The following is a 16,734-nucleotide window of genomic DNA, read 5'->3' as shown; positions in this document are numbered from 1 at the left end:
CGGCGGTGCGCCGAGTGCGCTGCGCGCGCAGGCTGGTGCCGGAGAGGCTGGGGACGCCGGCGCCGGCGGCGGCGCTGGGGCCTCCGGCCCTGCCAGTCTCGCGCCTGGCGGTAGGCCTGGTGCCGCAGGCGCGATGCCGCCAGGCGCTGCTGCGCCGAGCGCGTTGCGCGCGCCGGCTGGTGCCGGGGCCTCCGGCCCGGCGGATGACGTGGCGTCCGGGCCGGTGCTGGTCGGCTACGGGACGGTGCCGGTCGTGCCTGGCGGCACGCCGCCCACGCACGGCGGCGTAGCCGCGATGCCGCCTGGCGACGCCGCGCCGACCACGCCGGCTGGTGCCGGGGCCTCCGGCCCGCCGGAGGCGGGCGCGGTGGATGCCGCCTACGGCGGCGGGGCCGATGGCCCCGCCCGCGCTGTGGCCGTCGTGTCGCCGTTGGTGCGGCGGTTGGCGCGGGAGTCGGGGGTCGACCTCCGGTCGGTGACCGGCACCGGGCCGGGTGGGCTCATCATGCGCGCCGACGTGCTGAACGCGTCCCCCCACCCCCCACGCGGCGAGGCCGCGCCAGCCGGCGGCCTCGCCGCGCCACCGCCCGCCGCCGGCGACGTCGTCGTCGAGCTGCGCGGCGTCGCGCGGGTCATGGCGGAGCGCGTCGCGGCCAGCAGGCGGGAGGTGGCCGACGCGACGTGCTGGGTGGAGGCGGACGCGACCGGTCTGATGGAGGCGCGGCGGGTCGTCGGCGTGCCGGTGACCGCGTTGCTGGCGCGGATCTGTCTCGCGGCGCTCGCCCGCCATCCGCAGCTGAACGCGAGCGTCGACATGGCGGCCCGGCGGATCACCCGGCACGGCGCCGTGCACCTCGGGTTCGCCGCCGCGACCGAGCGTGGCCTGCTGGTGCCGGTGGTCAGGGACGCGCACGCCATGGACACCGGCCGGCTCGCCGCCGAGCTGCGGCGGCTGACGGAGGGGGCGCGGGCCGGCACGCTGGCGCCGGCCGAGGTGACCGGGTCCACGTTCACGCTCAACAACTACGGCGTCTTCGGCGTCGACGGTTCGACGCCGATCGTCAACGCCCCCGAGGTCGGCATGCTCGGCGTCGGGCGGATCGTCGAGAAGCCCTGGGCGCACGAGGGGCGGCTCGCGCTGCGGCCGGTCGTGCAGCTGTCGCTGACGTTCGACCACCGGGCCTGCGACGGCGCGGTGGCCGGCGGGTTCCTGCGGTTCGTCGCCGACCGCGTCGAACAACCCCTCGCACTCCTTGGCGACCTTTGACGTGTCCGCCGGTACCGTGGGCGGAATGAGCGCGCATGACGCCGTGATCCTCGCGGGTGGCGCCGCCCGGCGGCTCGGTGGGGCCGACAAGCCGGCCGTGCGGGTCGGCGGCCGGACGCTGCTCGACCGGGTGGTCGACGCGTGCGGCGCGGCCCGGCGGGTCGTGGTCGTCGGGCCACGCCGGCCGAGCCGGGCGCGGGTCGTGTGGACCAGGGAGGAGCCGCCGGGCGGCGGGCCGCTCGCCGCGCTCGGGGCCGGGCTGCGCGAGGTGGAGGCGCCGCTCGTGCTGGTGCTCGCCGCCGACCTGCCGTTCCTCACCCCGGCGGGACTCGCCCGGCTGCTCGACATGCCGCCGGACGCCGACGTCGTGCTGCCCCGCGACGCCGCCGGGCGCGACCAGCCGCTCTCCGCCGTCTACCGGGCCGAGCCGCTGCGCCGCGAACTCGCCCTGCTGGCGACCGAGTACGGCACTCTCGCAGGGCTGCCGTTGAAACTGCTGCTCCCAGGCCTGCGCGCGCACCGGGTCGCCGCCACCGACGACAACGGTGGCCTGGACTGCGACACCTGGGCCGACATCGTGACCGCCCGCACCAGGATCAGGGACGATATGACCGTGCTGGACGAATGGCTTGCCGCCGTCAAGGCCGACCTCGGCATCGAACTCGACGTGGACATCAAGGCGCTGCTCGACGCCGCCCGCGATGCCGCACACTCCGTGGCGCGGCCGGCCGCGCCGTTGACCACCTTCCTCATCGGGTACGCCGTCGCCCAGCAGGGCATCGCCCCGGCGGACGCGGCGGCCAGGATCTCCGCGCTCGCGCTGAAATGGGCCGAGGAGTCCGAGGGCGCGGGCGAACCGGGGGCGGCGACGTGATCGACGACTTCGACGACGCGCTGGCGCTGGCCAACGGGCCGGCCCCGGCCGCCGTCGCGACGCCGGCCGAGCCGCCCCAAGGGCGCAAGGCCGCCGGGCGCGAGCTGCCCGGCTGGGAGTCCGCGCGGGCCATCGCCCACCGGGCGGCCCGCCCGCTGCCGCCGCGCCGGCTGCCGATCGACCTGGCCCTCGGCCACACCCTGGCCGCCCCGCTCACCGCGCTCACCGACCTGCCGGCCTTCGACACCTCGGCCATGGACGGCTGGGCCGTCGCGGGCCCAGGGCCCTGGCGGCTCACCGGCGCCGCCGACGTGCTCGCCGGCGCCCCACGGGCCGAGCCGCTCACCGACGGCCAGGCCGTGCCCATCGCCACCGGCGCCCGGATCCCGTCCGGCGCCACCGCCGTGCTGCGCAGCGAGCACGGCACCGTCGCCCGCGGCCAGCTCAGCGGCCCCAACCCCGAGCCGGGCGCCGACGTGCGGCCGCGCGGCCAGGAGTGCCGCACCGGCACCGAGCTGCTGCCGGCCCGCACCACGCTCACCCCCGCCGCGCTCGGGCTGGCCGCCGCCGCCGGCTACGACCAGCTCGCCGTCCGGCCCCGGCCCCGTGCCGAGGTGCTGGTGCTCGGCGACGAACTGCTGTTCCGCGGCCTCCCGCACGACGGCCGGATCCGCGACGCCCTCGGCCCCATGACCGGCCCCTGGCTGACCGCGCTCGGCGCCCACACCCTCGTCACCCGGCGGCTCGGCGACGACGCCGAGGCGCTGCACGAGGCGATCTCCACCAGCCGCGCCGACCTGATCGTCACCACCGGTTCGACCGCCGCGGGGCCCGTCGACCACCTGCGCGCCGTGCTGCGGAGGCTGGACGCGCAGCTGCTGGTCAGCGGCGTGGCGGTGCGTCCTGGGCATCCGATGCTGCTGGCCGAGCTGCCCGGCGGGGTGCCGCTGGTCGGCCTGCCGGGCAACCCGCTGGCTGCCGTCTCGGCGCTGCTGACGCTCGCCGCGCCGCTGCTGTGCGCGCTCGCCGACCGGCCGGCGCCCGAGGAGGCGTGGGCCGAGCTGACCGACGCGGTACGCGGCCACCCCACGGACACCCGTCTCGTGCCGGTGCGTCGCCCGGCGCCGGGGGAGGCGCGGCCGCTGAGCTACGCTGGCCCCGCCATGCTGCGTGGCATCGCCGCCGCGTCAGCCCTGGCGGTCATCCCGCCGGGTGGTGCCGAGGCGCACACCAGGGTCCGCCTCCTCGACCTTCCGCACGCCTGACCGCGGAGCGGAAGAAGCCGAAGCCGCCGAAGCCGAAGCAGAAGAAGCAGACGAGTTCCGACCGCATGAAACTCAAGAGCGCGCGCCCCTCGTCCTCCCTGGACGACCTGTCGCACGGCGTCCAGCTCCCCCGCTACGTCGCCGGGCCGCTCGTGCAGGTGGTGCGCCGGCTGCTGATGGCGCTGGGGGTGATGGCGCTCGCGGTGGTCATCGTCTACACGGACCGCCACGGCTACAAGGACAACGTCGCGGGCGGCCCGGTCGGGTTCATCGACTCCCTCTACTACGTGACGGTGTCGCTCTCCACCACGGGCTACGGCGACGTCGTCCCGGTCACGGACACCGCCCGCCTGCTGACCACCTTCCTGATCACCCCGCTCCGGGTGCTGTTCCTGATCATCCTGGTGGGGACGACACTGGAGGTGCTGACCGAGCGCACCCGCGAGCAGTGGCGGTTGGCGTACTGGAGGAAGCACATGCGAGACCACACCGTCATCGTCGGCTTCGGCACCAAGGGCAGGTCGGCCGCCGAGACGCTGATGAGCGCCGGCCTGCCGCAGGACCGGATCGTGGTCGTCGACCCCAACCCGGCGGTCGTCGAGCAGGCGGGCGCCGACGGCTACGCCGGGGTCATCGGGGACGCCACCCGCAGCAGCGTGCTGACCCGGGCCATGGCGGACCGGGCCAAGCAGGTGGTGATCTCGACGCAGCGCGACGACACGGCGGTGCTGGTGGCGCTGACGGTGCGGCAGCTGAGCAAGAAGGTGCGGATCGTGGTCTCGGTGCGGGAGGCCGAGAACGTGCCGCTGCTGCGGCAGTCGGGCGCCGACGCGGTGATCACCAGCGCCAGTGCGGTGGGCCGGATGCTGGGGCTCTCCATGATCAGCCCGAGCTCGGGCGCGGTGCTCGAGGACCTGGTGCAGCACAGCAGGGGGCTGAGCCTGCGGGAGCGCCCGGTGACCAAGGCGGAGGCCGGGAAGTCGCCGCGCGAGTGCGAGGACCTGGTGGTCTCCGTGATACGCGGGCACCGGCTGCTCGGCTACGACGACCCGGAGGCGGCGACGTTGCAGTTGACCGACCGGCTCGTGGTGATCCGCCGGGTGAGCAAGGCGGAGGAGAAGGCCGCCGCGGCCCACCGCAAGGAGCGCGGCCCCGGCTCCTGGCGCATCCCCGGCCGGTAGGGCCGCGTGACGGCGGATCTTGCCCGGCTGGCCGGCGAGGGTCCTGGCGCGGTGCCGGTGCGGCTCGCGCCCCGGTCGGACGCGACGCTGCTGCGGGTGGGCGCGGTCGTCGTCAAGGCACACGCGCCGGACACCGACGCGGCGGAGCTGGCGGCGCGGCTGCGGGTGGCCGCGCACCCGGCGCTGGCCGGGATACTGCTGCCGCCGCTGCCGCCGGCCGAGGCGCGGGCGCTGCCCGGCGGCCGGTCCGCGACGTCGTGGCCGTACGGGGTGCCGATCGATCCCGGCGCCGACGAGCTGCCGTGGGAGGCGGCCGGCGCGCTGCTAGCCCTGCTGCACGCCGTCGATCCGGTGGCGCTAGGGCCAGGGCCGCTGCCGGCGGCCGGCGGCCCGGCGCGGGCCGCGGAGGCGGTGGCGCGGTTGGTGGCGGCGCCGGGCGCGGCGACGGCGGCCGAGCGGCGGCTGGTGGAGCGGGTGCTGACGGGGGCTCGGACGGACGGGACGGGCCGGGCGCTGTGTCACGGGGACTTCCACTTCGGCCAGTTGGTGTCCGACCCGGCGGGCGGCGGCGGGCTGCTGCTGATCGACGTGGACGACCTCGGCCTCGGCGACCCGGCCTGGGACCTGGCGCGGCCGGCGGCCTGGTACGCGGCCGGGCTCGTGGACGAGGCCGACTGGCGGCGCTTCCTCGCCGGCTACGGCGTGGCCGAGCCCTGGCCGGACTGGCTCGACGGGCCGGCCCGCGCGCTCACCGCCCAACTCGCCGCCCGCGCGCTGCTGGCCGGCCGGCCGTTGCGGGAGGAGGGGGCGGCCTTCGTCGACGCCTGCCGCCGGATCGACGCCCTGACGTAGGGTGGCGACGACGTCCAGTGGTCTGTTGATCCGATGGAGCCGAAGATGCAGTGTCCCAAGTGCCGTGCGCCGATGCACACGTTCAACCGCAGCGGGGTCCAGATCGAGCAGTGCAGCGGATGCCGGGGGATCTTCCTCGACTACGGCGAGCTGGAGCACATCACGCAGCTCGAGTCGCAGTACACGCAGGCCGCCCCGCCGCCCCCACCGGCGCCCGCCCCGCCGCAGCAGCCGCACTACCAGCAGCCGGCCGCGCCCGCCGCGCCCTGGGGCGTCCCGCAGCACGGCGGCCACTACGGGCACCACGGCCACCACCGCCGCAAGGGCGGCCTCTCCGGGCTCTTCTTCTCCTCCTGACCCGACCCCGACCCGCCCGTGACCCGACCATCCCGCTCCCTGCTCATCCGGTGGGCGTGGCGGTAGCGTCACGCCCATGCATGCGATCACGATTGCCGCGCCCGGGGGTCCCGAGGCGCTGGTGTGGACGGAAGTGCCGGACGCCGAGCCGCGTGCCGGCGAGGTCCTGATCGAGGTGGCGGCGGCCGGCGTCAACCGCGCCGACGTGCTCCAGCGGCAGGGGTTCTACGACCCGCCCCCCGGCTCCTCGCCCTACCCGGGCCTGGAGTGCGCGGGGCGGGTCGTCGCCGTCGGGGACCCCATCCCCCACGGGGTCGCCGACTGGCGGGTCGGCGACGAGGTGTGCGCGCTGCTGACCGGCGGCGGCTACGCGGAGCTGGTCGCGGTGCCGGCCGGGCAACTGCTGCCGGTCCCGGCCGGGATGGACCTGGCCACGGCCGCCTCGCTGCCCGAGGTGGTGTGCACGGTCTGGGCCAACGTGTTCATGGCCGCCGGGCTGCGCCCCGGCGAGACGCTGCTCGTGCACGGCGGCGGCAGCGGCATCGGCACCATGGCGATCCAGCTCGGCCGGGCGGCCGGGGCGCGGGTCGCGGTGACGGCCGGCAGCGACGAGAAGCTGGCGCGCTGCGCGGAGTTGGGGGCCGAGGTGCTGATCAACTATCGCGAGCAGGACTTCGTGGCCGAGCTGTCCGTCGCCACGGAGGGGCACGGCGCGGACGTGATCCTCGACATCGTGGGCGCCAAGTACCTGGCCAGGAACATCGACGCGCTCGCGACCGGCGGGCGGCTGGCGATCATCGGGCTGCAGGGCGGCGTCAAGGCCGAGGTGAACCTGGCGCGGCTGATGGCGAAGCGGGGCTCGGTGACGGCGACCTCGCTGCGGGCCAGGCCGGTGGCCGAGAAGGCGGCCGTGGTGGCCGAGGTGCGGGAGCACGTCTGGCCGATGTTCGCGGACGGCCGGCTCCGGCCCGTGGTGGACCGGCGGCTGCCGCTGCCGGCCGCGGCCGACGCGCACCGGGTGCTGGAGGAGAGCGGCCATATCGGGAAGATCGTGCTGACACGCTGAGCCACCCTCGGCCCGGATGCGGCTTTTGTGTTGATATGTGACGCTAGTTACATCGTCGATTACATCATCGGACAGAAGCGTGAAGGATCGGGCCTGTGAGGGTGTGGGCGGGTTTCGCAGTGGCCGCGACGGTCGTCGCGGCTCCCCTTCTCCCCCAGCCGGCCGCCGCGGTGGGCCCTCCGGCGGCGGCGTCGGCGCCTGAGGTGGAGGAACGGGACGACGGCCGGCGCCCGGCCGAGGCGCCGATCCTGTGGTGGGAGCCGGCGCCCACCACTCCTGGACCCGTCCGCGACGACGGCGCCGCCGCCCCCGTCGCGGCCCGCCGCGCGGGCGGCGAGGTACCCCCCGTCCTCCCCCTCGGGGCCGGCCTCGCCTGCCTGGGCCTGGGCCTGGGCATCCTCGGCTACCGGCTCCGTCAGTAGTCGCGACGTCCGGCTCTGGCCGCTCCCGCTACGCGTTGGCGTCGAGATAGGCGAGGACGGCCAGGACCCGGCGGTGGCCGGGGGCGGTCGTGGGGAGCGAGAGCTTGCTGAAGATGTTGCCGATGTGCTTGTGCACCGCGTTCTCCGTGATCACGAGGTCGGCGGCGATCTCCCCGTTGCCCAGGCCGCGCGCCATCAGCGTCAGGACCTCCCGCTCGCGGGCGGTCAGGGTGTCGACCGGCCCGCGGGGCGCGCTGGTGAGGAGCTGGGCGACGACCTCCGGATCCATCACGGTGCCGCCGGCCGCCACCCGGGCCAGCGCGTCGACGAACTCGCCGACCCGGCTCACCCGGTCCTTGAGCAGGTAGCCCACCGCCCCAGAACCGTCCGACAACAGCTCGCGCGCGTAGATCTTCTCCACGTACTGGGACAGCACGAGCACCGGAAGCCCGGGGCGCTCCCGCCGCAGTTCCAGTGCGGCGCGGACGCCCTCGTCGTGGAAGGTCGGCGGCAGCCGCACGTCGGCTATCACCGCGTCCGGCTCGTGCCGGCCGACGGCCGCCAGCAGCCCGGGGCCGTCCGTGACCACCTCGGCGACCTCGATGTCCCTGGTGGAGAGGATGAGTTCGAGCCCGGCGGAGAGCAGCACGTTGTCCTCGGCGATCACGACCCGCACGGCAGCTCCACGGTGATCTCGGTCGGGCCGCCCGCCGGACTGCGGACCAGCACCGAGCCGTCGAGCGCCGCCGCCCGCCGGCGGATGCCGACCACGCCGGTGCCGCGCGCCTCGTCGACGCCGCCGACGCCGTCGTCCGTGACCTCGACGAGCAGCCGGTCGTCGGACCTGGTCAGCCGTACCCGGGCGTGGTCCGCGCCGCTGTGCTTGGCCGCGTTGGTCAGGGACTCCGTCACGATGAAGTACGCGGCGGCCGACACCGCGGGCGGCAGCTCGCCGAGCTCCGCGCAGTCCACCTCGACCGGGACGGGTGACCGCGCCGCCACGGCGGCGATCGCGCCCTCCAGGCCCCGGTCGGCCAGGATCGGCGGGTAGATCGTGCGGATCACGTCCCGCAGCTCGGTCATCGCCTCCTCGGCGCCCTCGTGCGCCTCCTTCAGCAGCGTGGCCAACCGGCCGTCGTCCTCCGGCAGCTGCTCCCTGGCCACCCCGAGCCGCATCGCGATGGCCACGAGCCTGGCCTGCGCCCCGTCGTGCAGGTCGCGCTCGATGCGGCGCAGTTCGGCGCCGTGCGCGTCGAGCACCCCGGCCCGCGACTCGGTCAGCTCGCCGACCCGCTCGGCCAGCCGCTCCTCGGCCGACGGCTCCAACCCGGCCAGGCAGACGCCGGCGTGCCAGCGGGCGAGCCGCGGCAGCAGCCACCAGGTGAGCGCGGCGCCGACCAGCGACTGGCCGAGGTCGAGGGGTATGGAGGCCAGGCCCACGTCCCCGAAGGACGACTCCAGGTCGAACAGCGGCCGGATCGGGGCCATGATCACGCCGCCCACCGCCATACCGAGGAAGAGCACCGCGCCGAGGCCGGTGAGCAGCCCGGTGCCGATCGCGGTCGGCAGCCAGCGCAGCAGCCGCCGGGTCTCGGGGGAGCGCATCGCGTGCCGCCAGGCGGCGGCGAAGCCGCGGGGCGGCGCGGCCCGGCGGTCGGTGGACGCCGGCGCGTCGACGGGGGAGCCGAGCAGCCCGGCGGCCCGGCGGCGGTGCCAGTCGGCCGACTCCCCGAGGGGCCTGAGCACCCACGGGAGACCCGAGGCCAGCACCCCGACCACGAGGAGCGGGAGCACGGTGAGCAAGGCCATCGCCGCCGGCAGGGTGCCCAGCAGATAGCCGGCCCCTCGCCTCACCTCGGTCCATCGATCCTGCCGTTCACGCATGGGAAGCAGTCTGGGCCATCCGCGGCGGCGAGCGCACTACAGCAGGGTCTACCGTTCCCGCTCACCCTGACTCGACCCCGAGACGACCCTGACTCGCCTTGCGCCCCGGGCAACATACTCGGTATACATACGCGGTATGTCCATTCGCTACGGCCTACTCGCCCTCCTTGAGTCCGGCCCTCGGTACGGCTCCCAGCTCCGCACCGACTTCGAGTCCCGCACCGGAGCCACCTGGCCCCTCAACATCGGGCAGGTCTACACGACGCTCCAGCGCCTGGAACGTGACGGCCTGATCACACCCGAGGGCGGCGGCGACGCCAAGCAGCAGCTCTACGCCATCACGGAGTCGGGCCGCCGCGAGCTCGCCGAATGGTTCTCGCGGCCCGTCGACCGCACCCAGCCCGCCAGGGACGAGCTCGCCATCAAGCTCGCCATGGCCGTGGGCACGCCCGGCGTCGACGTCGCCGAGATCATCCAGGCCCAGCGGCTCCACACCCTCCAGGCCATGCAGGGCTACACCCGCCTCAAGGCCCGCGCCCTGGCCGCCGGGCCCGACACCAGCGACGAGATGGCCTGGCTGCTCGTCCTCGACCAGCTCATCTTCTTCGCCGAGGCGGAGAACCGGTGGCTCGACCACTGCGAGTCACGCCTCGTCCGGTTCGCCCGGGATCGTCGCGACCGCCCCGCGTCGGCGCCGAGCGCCCCACCCGCCGACGTGGCCGACGAGCCCGACCCCGCGGCGACGGCGGGCCGCCGCCCCGGAGCCCGGCCGTGAACTCCGCCATACGACCCGACAAGCCCGAGGGGGGAACCTCGAAATGACCGACACACCCAGGCCCGAGACCGGCTCCGCCGTGCTCGAACTGCGCCAGCTCGCCCGCGTGCACGGCAGCGGCGTCGCCGCCGTCCACGCGCTGCGCGGCATCGACCTCGCCGTCAAGGCCGGCGAGTTCGTCGCCGTGATGGGCCCCTCGGGGTCCGGCAAGTCCACGCTGCTCACCCTCGCCGGCGGCCTCGACACCGCCACCGGCGGGCAGGTGCTGGTCGAGGGCCAGGACCTCGGCGCCCTCAGCCGGGGCCAGCTCGCCAAGGTCCGCCGCACCCACATCGGGTACGTCTTCCAGGACTACAACCTCATCCCGGCCCTCACCGCCGCCGAGAACATCGCCCTGCCGCGCGAGCTCGACGGCACCTCCTCCCGCGCCGCCCGCCGCGAGGCGCTCGCCGCACTGGAGGAGATCGGCCTGCCCGAGGTCGCCGAGCGCTTCCCCGACGAGATGTCCGGTGGCCAGCAGCAGCGCGTCGCCATCGCCCGCGCCCTGGTCGGCGACCGCCGCCTCGTCCTCGCCGACGAGCCCACCGGCGCCCTCGACTCCGAGACCGGCGAGGCAGTCCTCGCCCTGCTGCGCCGCCGCTGCGACGAGGGCGCCGCCGTCGTCCTCGTCACCCACGAGTCCCGCTACGCCGCCTGGGCCGACCGGCTGGTCTTCCTGCGCGACGGCCGGATCGTCGACGAGTCGGCCGCCGGCACCGCCGAGTCCCTGCTCACCAGCGAGGCGACCAGGTGAAGCGTCTCAGCACCTGGCGGCTCGCGCTGCGCATCGCGCGCCGCGACGCCCGCCGCGCCAAGGGCCGCAGCGCCCTGGTGATCGCCATGATCGCGCTGCCCATCCTCGCGGTGTCGGCCGCCGACCTGACCTTCCGCACCGCCCAGCTCTCCCCCGCCGAGAATGTGACCCGTGAACTCGGCGCGGCCGACGCCCGCTACGAGATCGCCACCCAGGGCTCGCCCGTCCGCCAGAACCCCGAGGGCGACTACGTCGAGTACGACGAGAACGCCGACGACGCGGTCTGGGAGGACGACCCCAGGTCGGACGACGAGGTGCTGGCGCAGGTCCAGGAGGCGCTGCCGGACGGCGCCAGCCTGCTCTCCGACACCACCGCCTACGTCACCTCCTCCACCAGCACCGGACTCACCAACGTCGAACTCCGCGAGATCGACGCCGCGAACCCGCTCACCGAGGGCATGCTCACCCTGCTGCGCGGCGAGTTCCCCGGCGAGCCGGGCGAGGTCGCCGCCACCCAGGCGTTCCTCGACACCTCGGGGCTGCGGGTCGGCTCCGAGATCACCCTCGGCGGCATCGACGAGCCCTACCGGGTCACCGGCGCGTACGAGCTGCCGAGCGGCCTCGACACCGATCAGGTGATCGCGCTCCCCGGCGCCGTCCTGCCTCACGTGCAGCAGGACAACGACTGGGGCTCGGGCACCGACACCTTCCTGGTCGACGTCCCCGAGGGCGTCGTCGACTGGCCGGCCGTGCTGCGCGCCAACGAGCTGGGCATGACCGTCGTCTCACGCGACGTCACGCTCAACCCGCCCCCGGCCGACCAGGTGCTGGTGGCCGACGACTTCGGCGACTCGTCGATCGGCGCGGAGGCCATGGCGACCATCGTCACCGTCGTCTCGCTGATCATCCTGGAGATCTGCCTGCTCGCCGGCCCCGCCTTCGCCGTGGGCGCCCGCCGCGCCCGCCGCCAGCTCGGCCTGGTCGGCGCCAACGGCGGCGACCGCAGGCAGCTGCGCGCCATCATGCTCGCCAGCGGAGTGGTGCTCGGCGCCGGCGCGGCCGTCGTCGGCACCGTGGGCGGCATCCTGCTGACCCTGGTCGGCCGCCCGCTCCTGGAGGACTTCGGCGGCACCCGCTTCGGCTCCTGGGACTTCAGGTTGCTGGAGGTCGGCGCGATCGCCCTGCTCGCCGTCGTCACCGGGCTGCTCGCCGCCGTCGTCCCGGCCGTCAACGCGGCCCGCACCGACGTGCTGGAGTCCCTCACCGGCCGCCGCGGGGTGCGCCGCGCCAGCCGCGCGCTGCCCACCATCGGCTTCATCGCGCTGCTCGGCGGCGCCGCGATCGCCATCCTCGGCGCCATGACCTCGTCCGGCGTCAACACGGTCGCGGTCGGCTCGATCATCGCCGAACTCGGCGTCGTCGCCCTGACCCCGTTGCTGGTCGGCGTCTTCGGCCGACTGGCCAGGAGGCTCCCGCTGTCCGGCCGGCTCGCGCTGCGCGACGCCGCCCGCAACCGTGGCCGCACCGCCCCCGCCGTCGCCGCCATCATGGCCGCCACGGCCGGCGCGGTCGCCGTGGCCACCGTCGCGGTCAGCGACCAGGCGCGGCAACGCGCCGAGTACCAGCCGTGGATGCCCACCGGCACCGTCGCGATCTCCACCTACTCGCCGAGTGAGCAGGCGCTGCTCGACCCGGCCAGGCAGGTGATCGAGGCCGAGATGCCGACCACCACCCGAGCCGACGTCTACCGGGCGCTCGCCAAGGCCGACTGCGACGAGTCCGTCGACGACTGTGGCCTGGTCCAGCCGAGGGTGCCCGAGGAGAACGCGTGCCCGCTCTGGGGCCCGGAAAGCGAGAACCTGGACGCGGCGGCCCGCCGTGAGCTGGTGACCGACGAGCGTTGCGTCTACCCCGAGGGCAACATGATGGGCAGCAGCGGCCTGGTGGTCGCGGGCCCCGAACTGCTCGACGTCCTCGGCGTCGACGACGAGGGCGCGCGGGACGCCCTGGCCCGTGGCGACGTCGTGGTCTTCGCCGGTCGTTACTTCGACGCCGACGACCGGGTGACCATCGACAGGTACGACACCTATCCGGAGGAGTGGGACGAGGGCATCGGGCCCATCGCCCCGGCGGATGACTCGACCACGCTGCCGGGCCACCGGGTCGACGCCGAGAGCTACGGCATCGAGCTGCTGATCTCCCCGGCGGCCGCCGAGGCCGCGGGCCTGGTCACCGTCGAGGAGGGCAGCTACTACGCCACCGACCGGGTGCCCACCGAGGCCGAGCAGCAGGCCGTCAACGGCGACCTCGAGGAGCTGGCCAACCGCAACGGCGTCGTCGAGGCGCCCTGGACGGTCGTGGAGGACGGCTTCGACGGCGACACCTCGATGGAGCTGATCATCCTCTCGCTGGCCGCCGCCATCCTCGCGCTGGGCGCCGCCGGCATCGCCACCGGCCTGGCACAGGCCGACTCCGAGGCGGACCTGGCCACCCTCGCCGCGGTCGGCGCCACGCCACGCGTCCGGCGTACCCTCTCCGGACTCCAGTGCGGTCTCATCGCCGCCATGGGGGTGCTGCTCGGCGCGTTGTCCGGCATCATCCCGGCCATCGCGCTGCGGCTCGCCGAACACCGGTCCGACCTCCAGGGCTGGGAGCAGGCATGGAACGAGGGCTGGGACCCGGGCGTCAGGCCGGAGCTGTTCATCGAGCTGCCGTGGACCACCTTCGGCCAGCTGATCGTCGTGGTGCCGGTCGTCGCCTGCCTGGTGGCCACCCTGCTGACGCGCTCCCGCATCACCCTCGCGCGGCGCGCGGGGTGACCGGCGTTGCATGATGGGGGTATGACTCAGCCGAGGAACGAACCGCCCCAGGAGAACGCCCAGATCCTGGTCGTCGGACCCGACGGGATGGCGCTCAGCAGCCCCGCGCCCAAGCGCAACGGCGACGACGGCGACGAGGGCCGCTCGGAGATCCCCGTGACCGAGATGGTGGAGCAGCCGGCGAAGGTCATGCGGATCGGCAGCATGATCAAGCAGCTGCTCGAGGAGGTGAAGGCGGCCCCGCTCGACGAGGCCAGCCGGGTCCGCCTCAAGGAGATCCACGCCAGCTCGGTCAAGGAGCTGGAGGAGGGCCTCGCCCCTGAGCTCGTCGACGAGCTGGAGCGGCTCTCCCTCCCGTTCACCGACGACGGCGTGCCGACCGAGGCGGAGCTGCGGATCGCCCAGGCGCAGCTGGTGGGCTGGCTCGAGGGCCTGTTCCACGGCATCCAGACGGCGCTCTTCGCCCAGCAGATGGCGGCCAGGGCGCAGCTGGAGCAGATGCGGCGGGCGCTGCCGCCCGGCGCGTTCGGCGACGAGCAGGACCAGGGCCCCGACGCCCACGGCGGGGCGCGTTCCGGCCCCTATCTGTGACGGAATGTGACGACCCACGACCGGCGGTGCCGGCCGAGGCCCCAGGGCCCCGGCCGGCACCGCCGGTTTCTCGTGGTCGCGCCTAACTCCAGGTGATCAGCCGCCGCGGGTGCTCAAGCACCGCCGCCACGTCCGCCAGCACCCGGGAGCCCAGCTCGCCGTCCACCAGCCGGTGGTCGAACGAGAGGGCCAGGGTGGTGACGTGCCGCGGCTTCACCTTGCCCTTGTGCACCCAGGGCTGCTGCCTGATGGCGCCGAACGCCAGGATCGCGGACTCGCCCGGGTTGAGGATCGGCGTCCCGGTGTCGATGCCGAACACGCCGATGTTGGTGATGGTGACCGTGCCGCCCCGCATGTCGCCCGGCGCGGTCCTGCCGTCCCTGGCCGTGTTCACCAGCAGGTTCAGCGCGCTGGCCAGCTCGGGCAGCGTCTTGGCGCCGGCGTCCTTGATGTTCGGCACGATCAGGCCACGGGGCGTCGCCGCCGCGATGCCCAGGTTCACGTACTCCTTGTAGACGATCTCCTGGCGGTCCTCGTCCCAGGCGGCGTTGATCTCCGGGTTGCGGCGGATCGCCACCAGCAGCGCCTTGGCGACCAGCAGCAGCGCGTTCACCCGCAGCCCGGCCATGTCCGGGTCCTGCCTGAGCCGCTCCACCAGGCGCACGGTCCTGGTGACGTCGATCGTCACGAACTCGGTGACGTGCGGGGCGGTGAAGGCGCTGCCGACCATGGCCTGCGCGGTCGCCTTCCGCACCCCCTTGATCGGCACCCGCCGCTCCCTGATCTCCGCCAGCGACTGCGGCGCGACATCGGCCGCGGCCGCGGCCGCCTCGGCCTCGGCGGTGGTCGGCGCCGGCCTGGGGGCGACGGCCGCGTGGACGTCCTCCCTGGTCACGACGCCGTTCGGGCCGCTGGGGATGACGGTGGCCAGGTCCACGCCCAGATCCTTCGCCAGCTTCCGCACCGGCGGCTTCGCCAACGGACGGCCGTCCCTGGGCGGGGCGACGGCCACGCGGTCGCCCTCGACGCCCTGCGGCAGGGCGGGCCCGCCGTACCCCCCGGCGGCCTCATGCCCGCCGGGCAGGTGCGCGGGCTCCCACCCGTTGGACCCGCCGGCCGGTCCACTCGGCTGCTGAGCCGGGGCGGCCCCACCGGCCGCCCGGCCGCGGTTCGCTTCGCCGCCGGCAGGCGCCCGGCGGGGGCGCCGCTTCGGCGTGGCGGTGGAGACGCCGTAGCCGACCAGCACCGGTTCCCGGCCGCCGCCGCCCTCGCCGCCTTCGGCGGCCGGCGCGGCGGCCGGCTCAGGTGCGGGCTCCGCCGCCGAGGGATCGGTGTCCACCGTGATGATCGGCGTCCCGACGTCGACCGTCCGCCCCTCGGGGAAGTGCACCTCCCTGACCACGCCGTCGTAGGGGATCGGCAGCTCGACCGCCGCCTTGGCGGTCTCCACCTCCACCACCACCTGGCCGTCGCTCACCGTGTCACCCGGCTGGACGAGCCACTTCAGGATCTCGGCCTCCGTGAGCCCCTCGCCCACGTCCGGCATCCGGAACTCGCGGAACCGCTGTGCCGCAGACATCGTCACGACTCTCCTCAGCCTCTCGCCTCAGTACGCCAAGGCGCGGTCGACGCTGTCCAGCACCCGGTCGAGCCCAGGAAGGTACTCCTCCTCAAGACGTGCCGGCGGATACGGCGCGTGGAACCCGCCGACCCGCAGCACGGGGGCCTCCAGATGATAGAAACACCGCTCCGTGATCCGGGCGGCCACCTCGGCCCCGGAACCGAAGAAGACCGGCGCCTCGTGCGCCACCACAAGACGGCCGGTCTTCTCCACCGACCGCTGGATCGTGTCGAAGTCGATCGGCGAGACCGACCGCAGGTCCACGACCTCGATCGACGTGCCGTCCTCGGCCGCCGCCTCGGCCGCCGCGAGCGCCGTCCGCACGGTCGGCCCGTAGGCCGCGATCGTCAGGTCGGTGCCGTCCCGCACCACCTTCGCCGCGTGCAGCGGCCCGGGGATGCCGGTCGGGTCGACCTCGCCCTTCTCCCAGTAACGCGACTTGGGTTCGAAGAAGACGACCGGGTCGTCGCACTCGATCGCCTGCTGCAGCATCCAGTACGCGTCGGACGGGTTGGCGGGCGTCACGATCTTCAACCCGGCGACGTGCGCGAACAGCGCCTCCGGCGACTCGCTGTGGTGCTCCACCGCGCCGATGCCGCCGCCGTAGGGGATGCGGATGACCACCGGCAGCTTCACCTTCCCCAGCGACCTGGCGTGCATCTTCGCCAGCTGGGTGACGATCTGGTCGTACGCGGGGAAGACGAAGCCGTCGAACTGGATCTCCGCCACCGGCCGGTACCCGCGCAGCGCGAGACCGATCGCGGTGCCGATGATGCCGGACTCGGCCAGCGGCGTGTCGATGACCCGGTCCTCGCCGAAGTCCTTCTGCAGCCCGTCCGTGATGCGGAAGACGCCGCCCAGCTTGCCGACGTCCTCGCCCATCACCACGACCTTGGGGTCGGCCTCCAGCGCCCTGCGGAGCGAGGAGTTGAGCGCCTTGGCGATCGCCATCTTCTCGGCGGCCATG

16 protein-coding genes are annotated in these 16,734 nt (G+C 74.7%); 12 read left to right on the top strand and 4 right to left on the bottom strand.

The features are described 5' to 3' along the window. The first annotated feature begins 208 nt into the window (after positions 1-208). The 8 genes from ACFWI8_RS06475 to ACFWI8_RS06440 all read left to right on the top strand — a co-directional run bounded on the left by ACFWI8_RS06475 (position 209) and on the right by ACFWI8_RS06440 (position 7,284). Complete coding sequence (locus tag ACFWI8_RS06475; protein ID WP_387086715.1) at positions 209-1,267, top strand: dihydrolipoamide acetyltransferase family protein; 1,059 nt, start codon at positions 209-211, stop codon at positions 1,265-1,267. A 25-nt stretch (positions 1,268-1,292) separates the two neighbouring features. After that, a complete protein-coding gene (locus tag ACFWI8_RS06470; RefSeq protein WP_387086556.1) occupies positions 1,293-2,141 on the top strand; it encodes an NTP transferase domain-containing protein in 849 nt (282 codons plus the stop codon). Continuing rightward, on the top strand, positions 2,093-3,406 hold the full coding sequence (locus ACFWI8_RS06465; protein ID WP_387086554.1) for a molybdopterin molybdotransferase MoeA: 1,314 nt from the start codon (positions 2,093-2,095) through the stop codon (positions 3,404-3,406). Before ACFWI8_RS06470 ends, ACFWI8_RS06465 begins: the two co-directional genes overlap by 49 nt. 65 nt (positions 3,407-3,471) lie before the next feature. Further along, positions 3,472-4,587, top strand: coding sequence for a potassium channel family protein (locus tag ACFWI8_RS06460; RefSeq protein ID WP_387086552.1), 1,116 nt, complete (start codon positions 3,472-3,474; stop codon positions 4,585-4,587). 6 nt (positions 4,588-4,593) lie between these two features. Then, positions 4,594-5,439 carry a phosphotransferase family protein gene (locus ACFWI8_RS06455; protein ID WP_387086550.1) on the top strand — a complete coding sequence of 282 codons (846 nt, stop codon included), beginning with the start codon at positions 4,594-4,596 and terminating at the stop codon, positions 5,437-5,439. Between the two features lie 45 nt (positions 5,440-5,484). Then, entirely contained in the window at positions 5,485-5,796 is a 312-nt protein-coding gene (locus tag ACFWI8_RS06450; RefSeq protein ID WP_387086548.1) for a zf-TFIIB domain-containing protein, read from the top strand. 76 nt (positions 5,797-5,872) lie between these two features. Further along, the gene (locus tag ACFWI8_RS06445) at positions 5,873-6,862 is read left to right on the top strand and encodes an NAD(P)H-quinone oxidoreductase (RefSeq protein WP_387086546.1); all 990 of its coding nucleotides are present in this window, start codon (positions 5,873-5,875) and stop codon (positions 6,860-6,862) included. Positions 6,863-7,065: 203 nt separating this feature from the next. After that, on the top strand, positions 7,066-7,284 hold the full coding sequence (locus ACFWI8_RS06440) for a hypothetical protein (protein WP_387086544.1): 219 nt from the start codon (positions 7,066-7,068) through the stop codon (positions 7,282-7,284). Positions 7,285-7,312: 28 nt separating this feature from the next. Here ACFWI8_RS06440 and ACFWI8_RS06435 read toward each other — a convergent pair whose 3' ends face one another. Next, entirely contained in the window at positions 7,313-7,960 is a 648-nt protein-coding gene (locus ACFWI8_RS06435; protein WP_387086542.1) for a LuxR C-terminal-related transcriptional regulator, read from the bottom strand. Continuing rightward, the gene (locus tag ACFWI8_RS06430) at positions 7,948-9,168 is read right to left on the bottom strand and encodes a histidine kinase (RefSeq protein WP_387086540.1); all 1,221 of its coding nucleotides are present in this window, start codon (positions 9,166-9,168) and stop codon (positions 7,948-7,950) included. Before ACFWI8_RS06430 ends, ACFWI8_RS06435 begins: the two co-directional genes overlap by 13 nt. Positions 9,169-9,304: 136 nt before the next feature. Between ACFWI8_RS06430 and ACFWI8_RS06425 the strand changes: the two genes are divergently transcribed. Genes ACFWI8_RS06425 through ACFWI8_RS06410 form a run of 4 tightly spaced genes read left to right on the top strand, consistent with a single transcriptional unit; the run spans position 9,305 to position 14,146 of the window. Next, positions 9,305-9,943 carry a PadR family transcriptional regulator gene (locus ACFWI8_RS06425; protein WP_387086538.1) on the top strand — a complete coding sequence of 213 codons (639 nt, stop codon included), beginning with the start codon at positions 9,305-9,307 and terminating at the stop codon, positions 9,941-9,943. 43 nt (positions 9,944-9,986) lie between these two features. Further along, a complete protein-coding gene (locus ACFWI8_RS06420) occupies positions 9,987-10,736 on the top strand; it encodes an ABC transporter ATP-binding protein (RefSeq protein ID WP_387086536.1) in 750 nt (249 codons plus the stop codon). After that, the gene (locus ACFWI8_RS06415; protein WP_387086534.1) at positions 10,733-13,555 is read left to right on the top strand and encodes an ABC transporter permease; all 2,823 of its coding nucleotides are present in this window, start codon (positions 10,733-10,735) and stop codon (positions 13,553-13,555) included. The genes ACFWI8_RS06420 and ACFWI8_RS06415 overlap by 4 nt, the downstream gene beginning before the upstream one ends. Positions 13,556-13,576: 21 nt before the next feature. Further along, complete coding sequence (locus ACFWI8_RS06410) at positions 13,577-14,146, top strand: bacterial proteasome activator family protein (protein ID WP_387086532.1); 570 nt, start codon at positions 13,577-13,579, stop codon at positions 14,144-14,146. 82 nt (positions 14,147-14,228) lie between these two features. Here the strand turns inward: ACFWI8_RS06410 and ACFWI8_RS06405 are convergent, their stop codons facing one another. Then, complete coding sequence (locus ACFWI8_RS06405) at positions 14,229-15,725, bottom strand: dihydrolipoamide acetyltransferase family protein (RefSeq protein ID WP_387086530.1); 1,497 nt, start codon at positions 15,723-15,725, stop codon at positions 14,229-14,231. Positions 15,726-15,752: 27 nt separating this feature from the next. Further along, complete coding sequence (locus ACFWI8_RS06400) at positions 15,753-16,733, bottom strand: alpha-ketoacid dehydrogenase subunit beta (protein ID WP_387086528.1); 981 nt, start codon at positions 16,731-16,733, stop codon at positions 15,753-15,755. Position 16,734: the final 1 nt, after the last annotated feature.

Source organism: Streptomyces sp. NPDC127098, assembly GCF_042722465.1.
GTDB lineage: Bacteria > Actinomycetota > Actinomycetes > Streptomycetales > Streptomycetaceae > Streptomyces > Streptomyces millisiae.
Note: the sequence above shows the minus strand (reverse complement) of the source record. Positions and strands in the feature narration are given on the sequence as shown.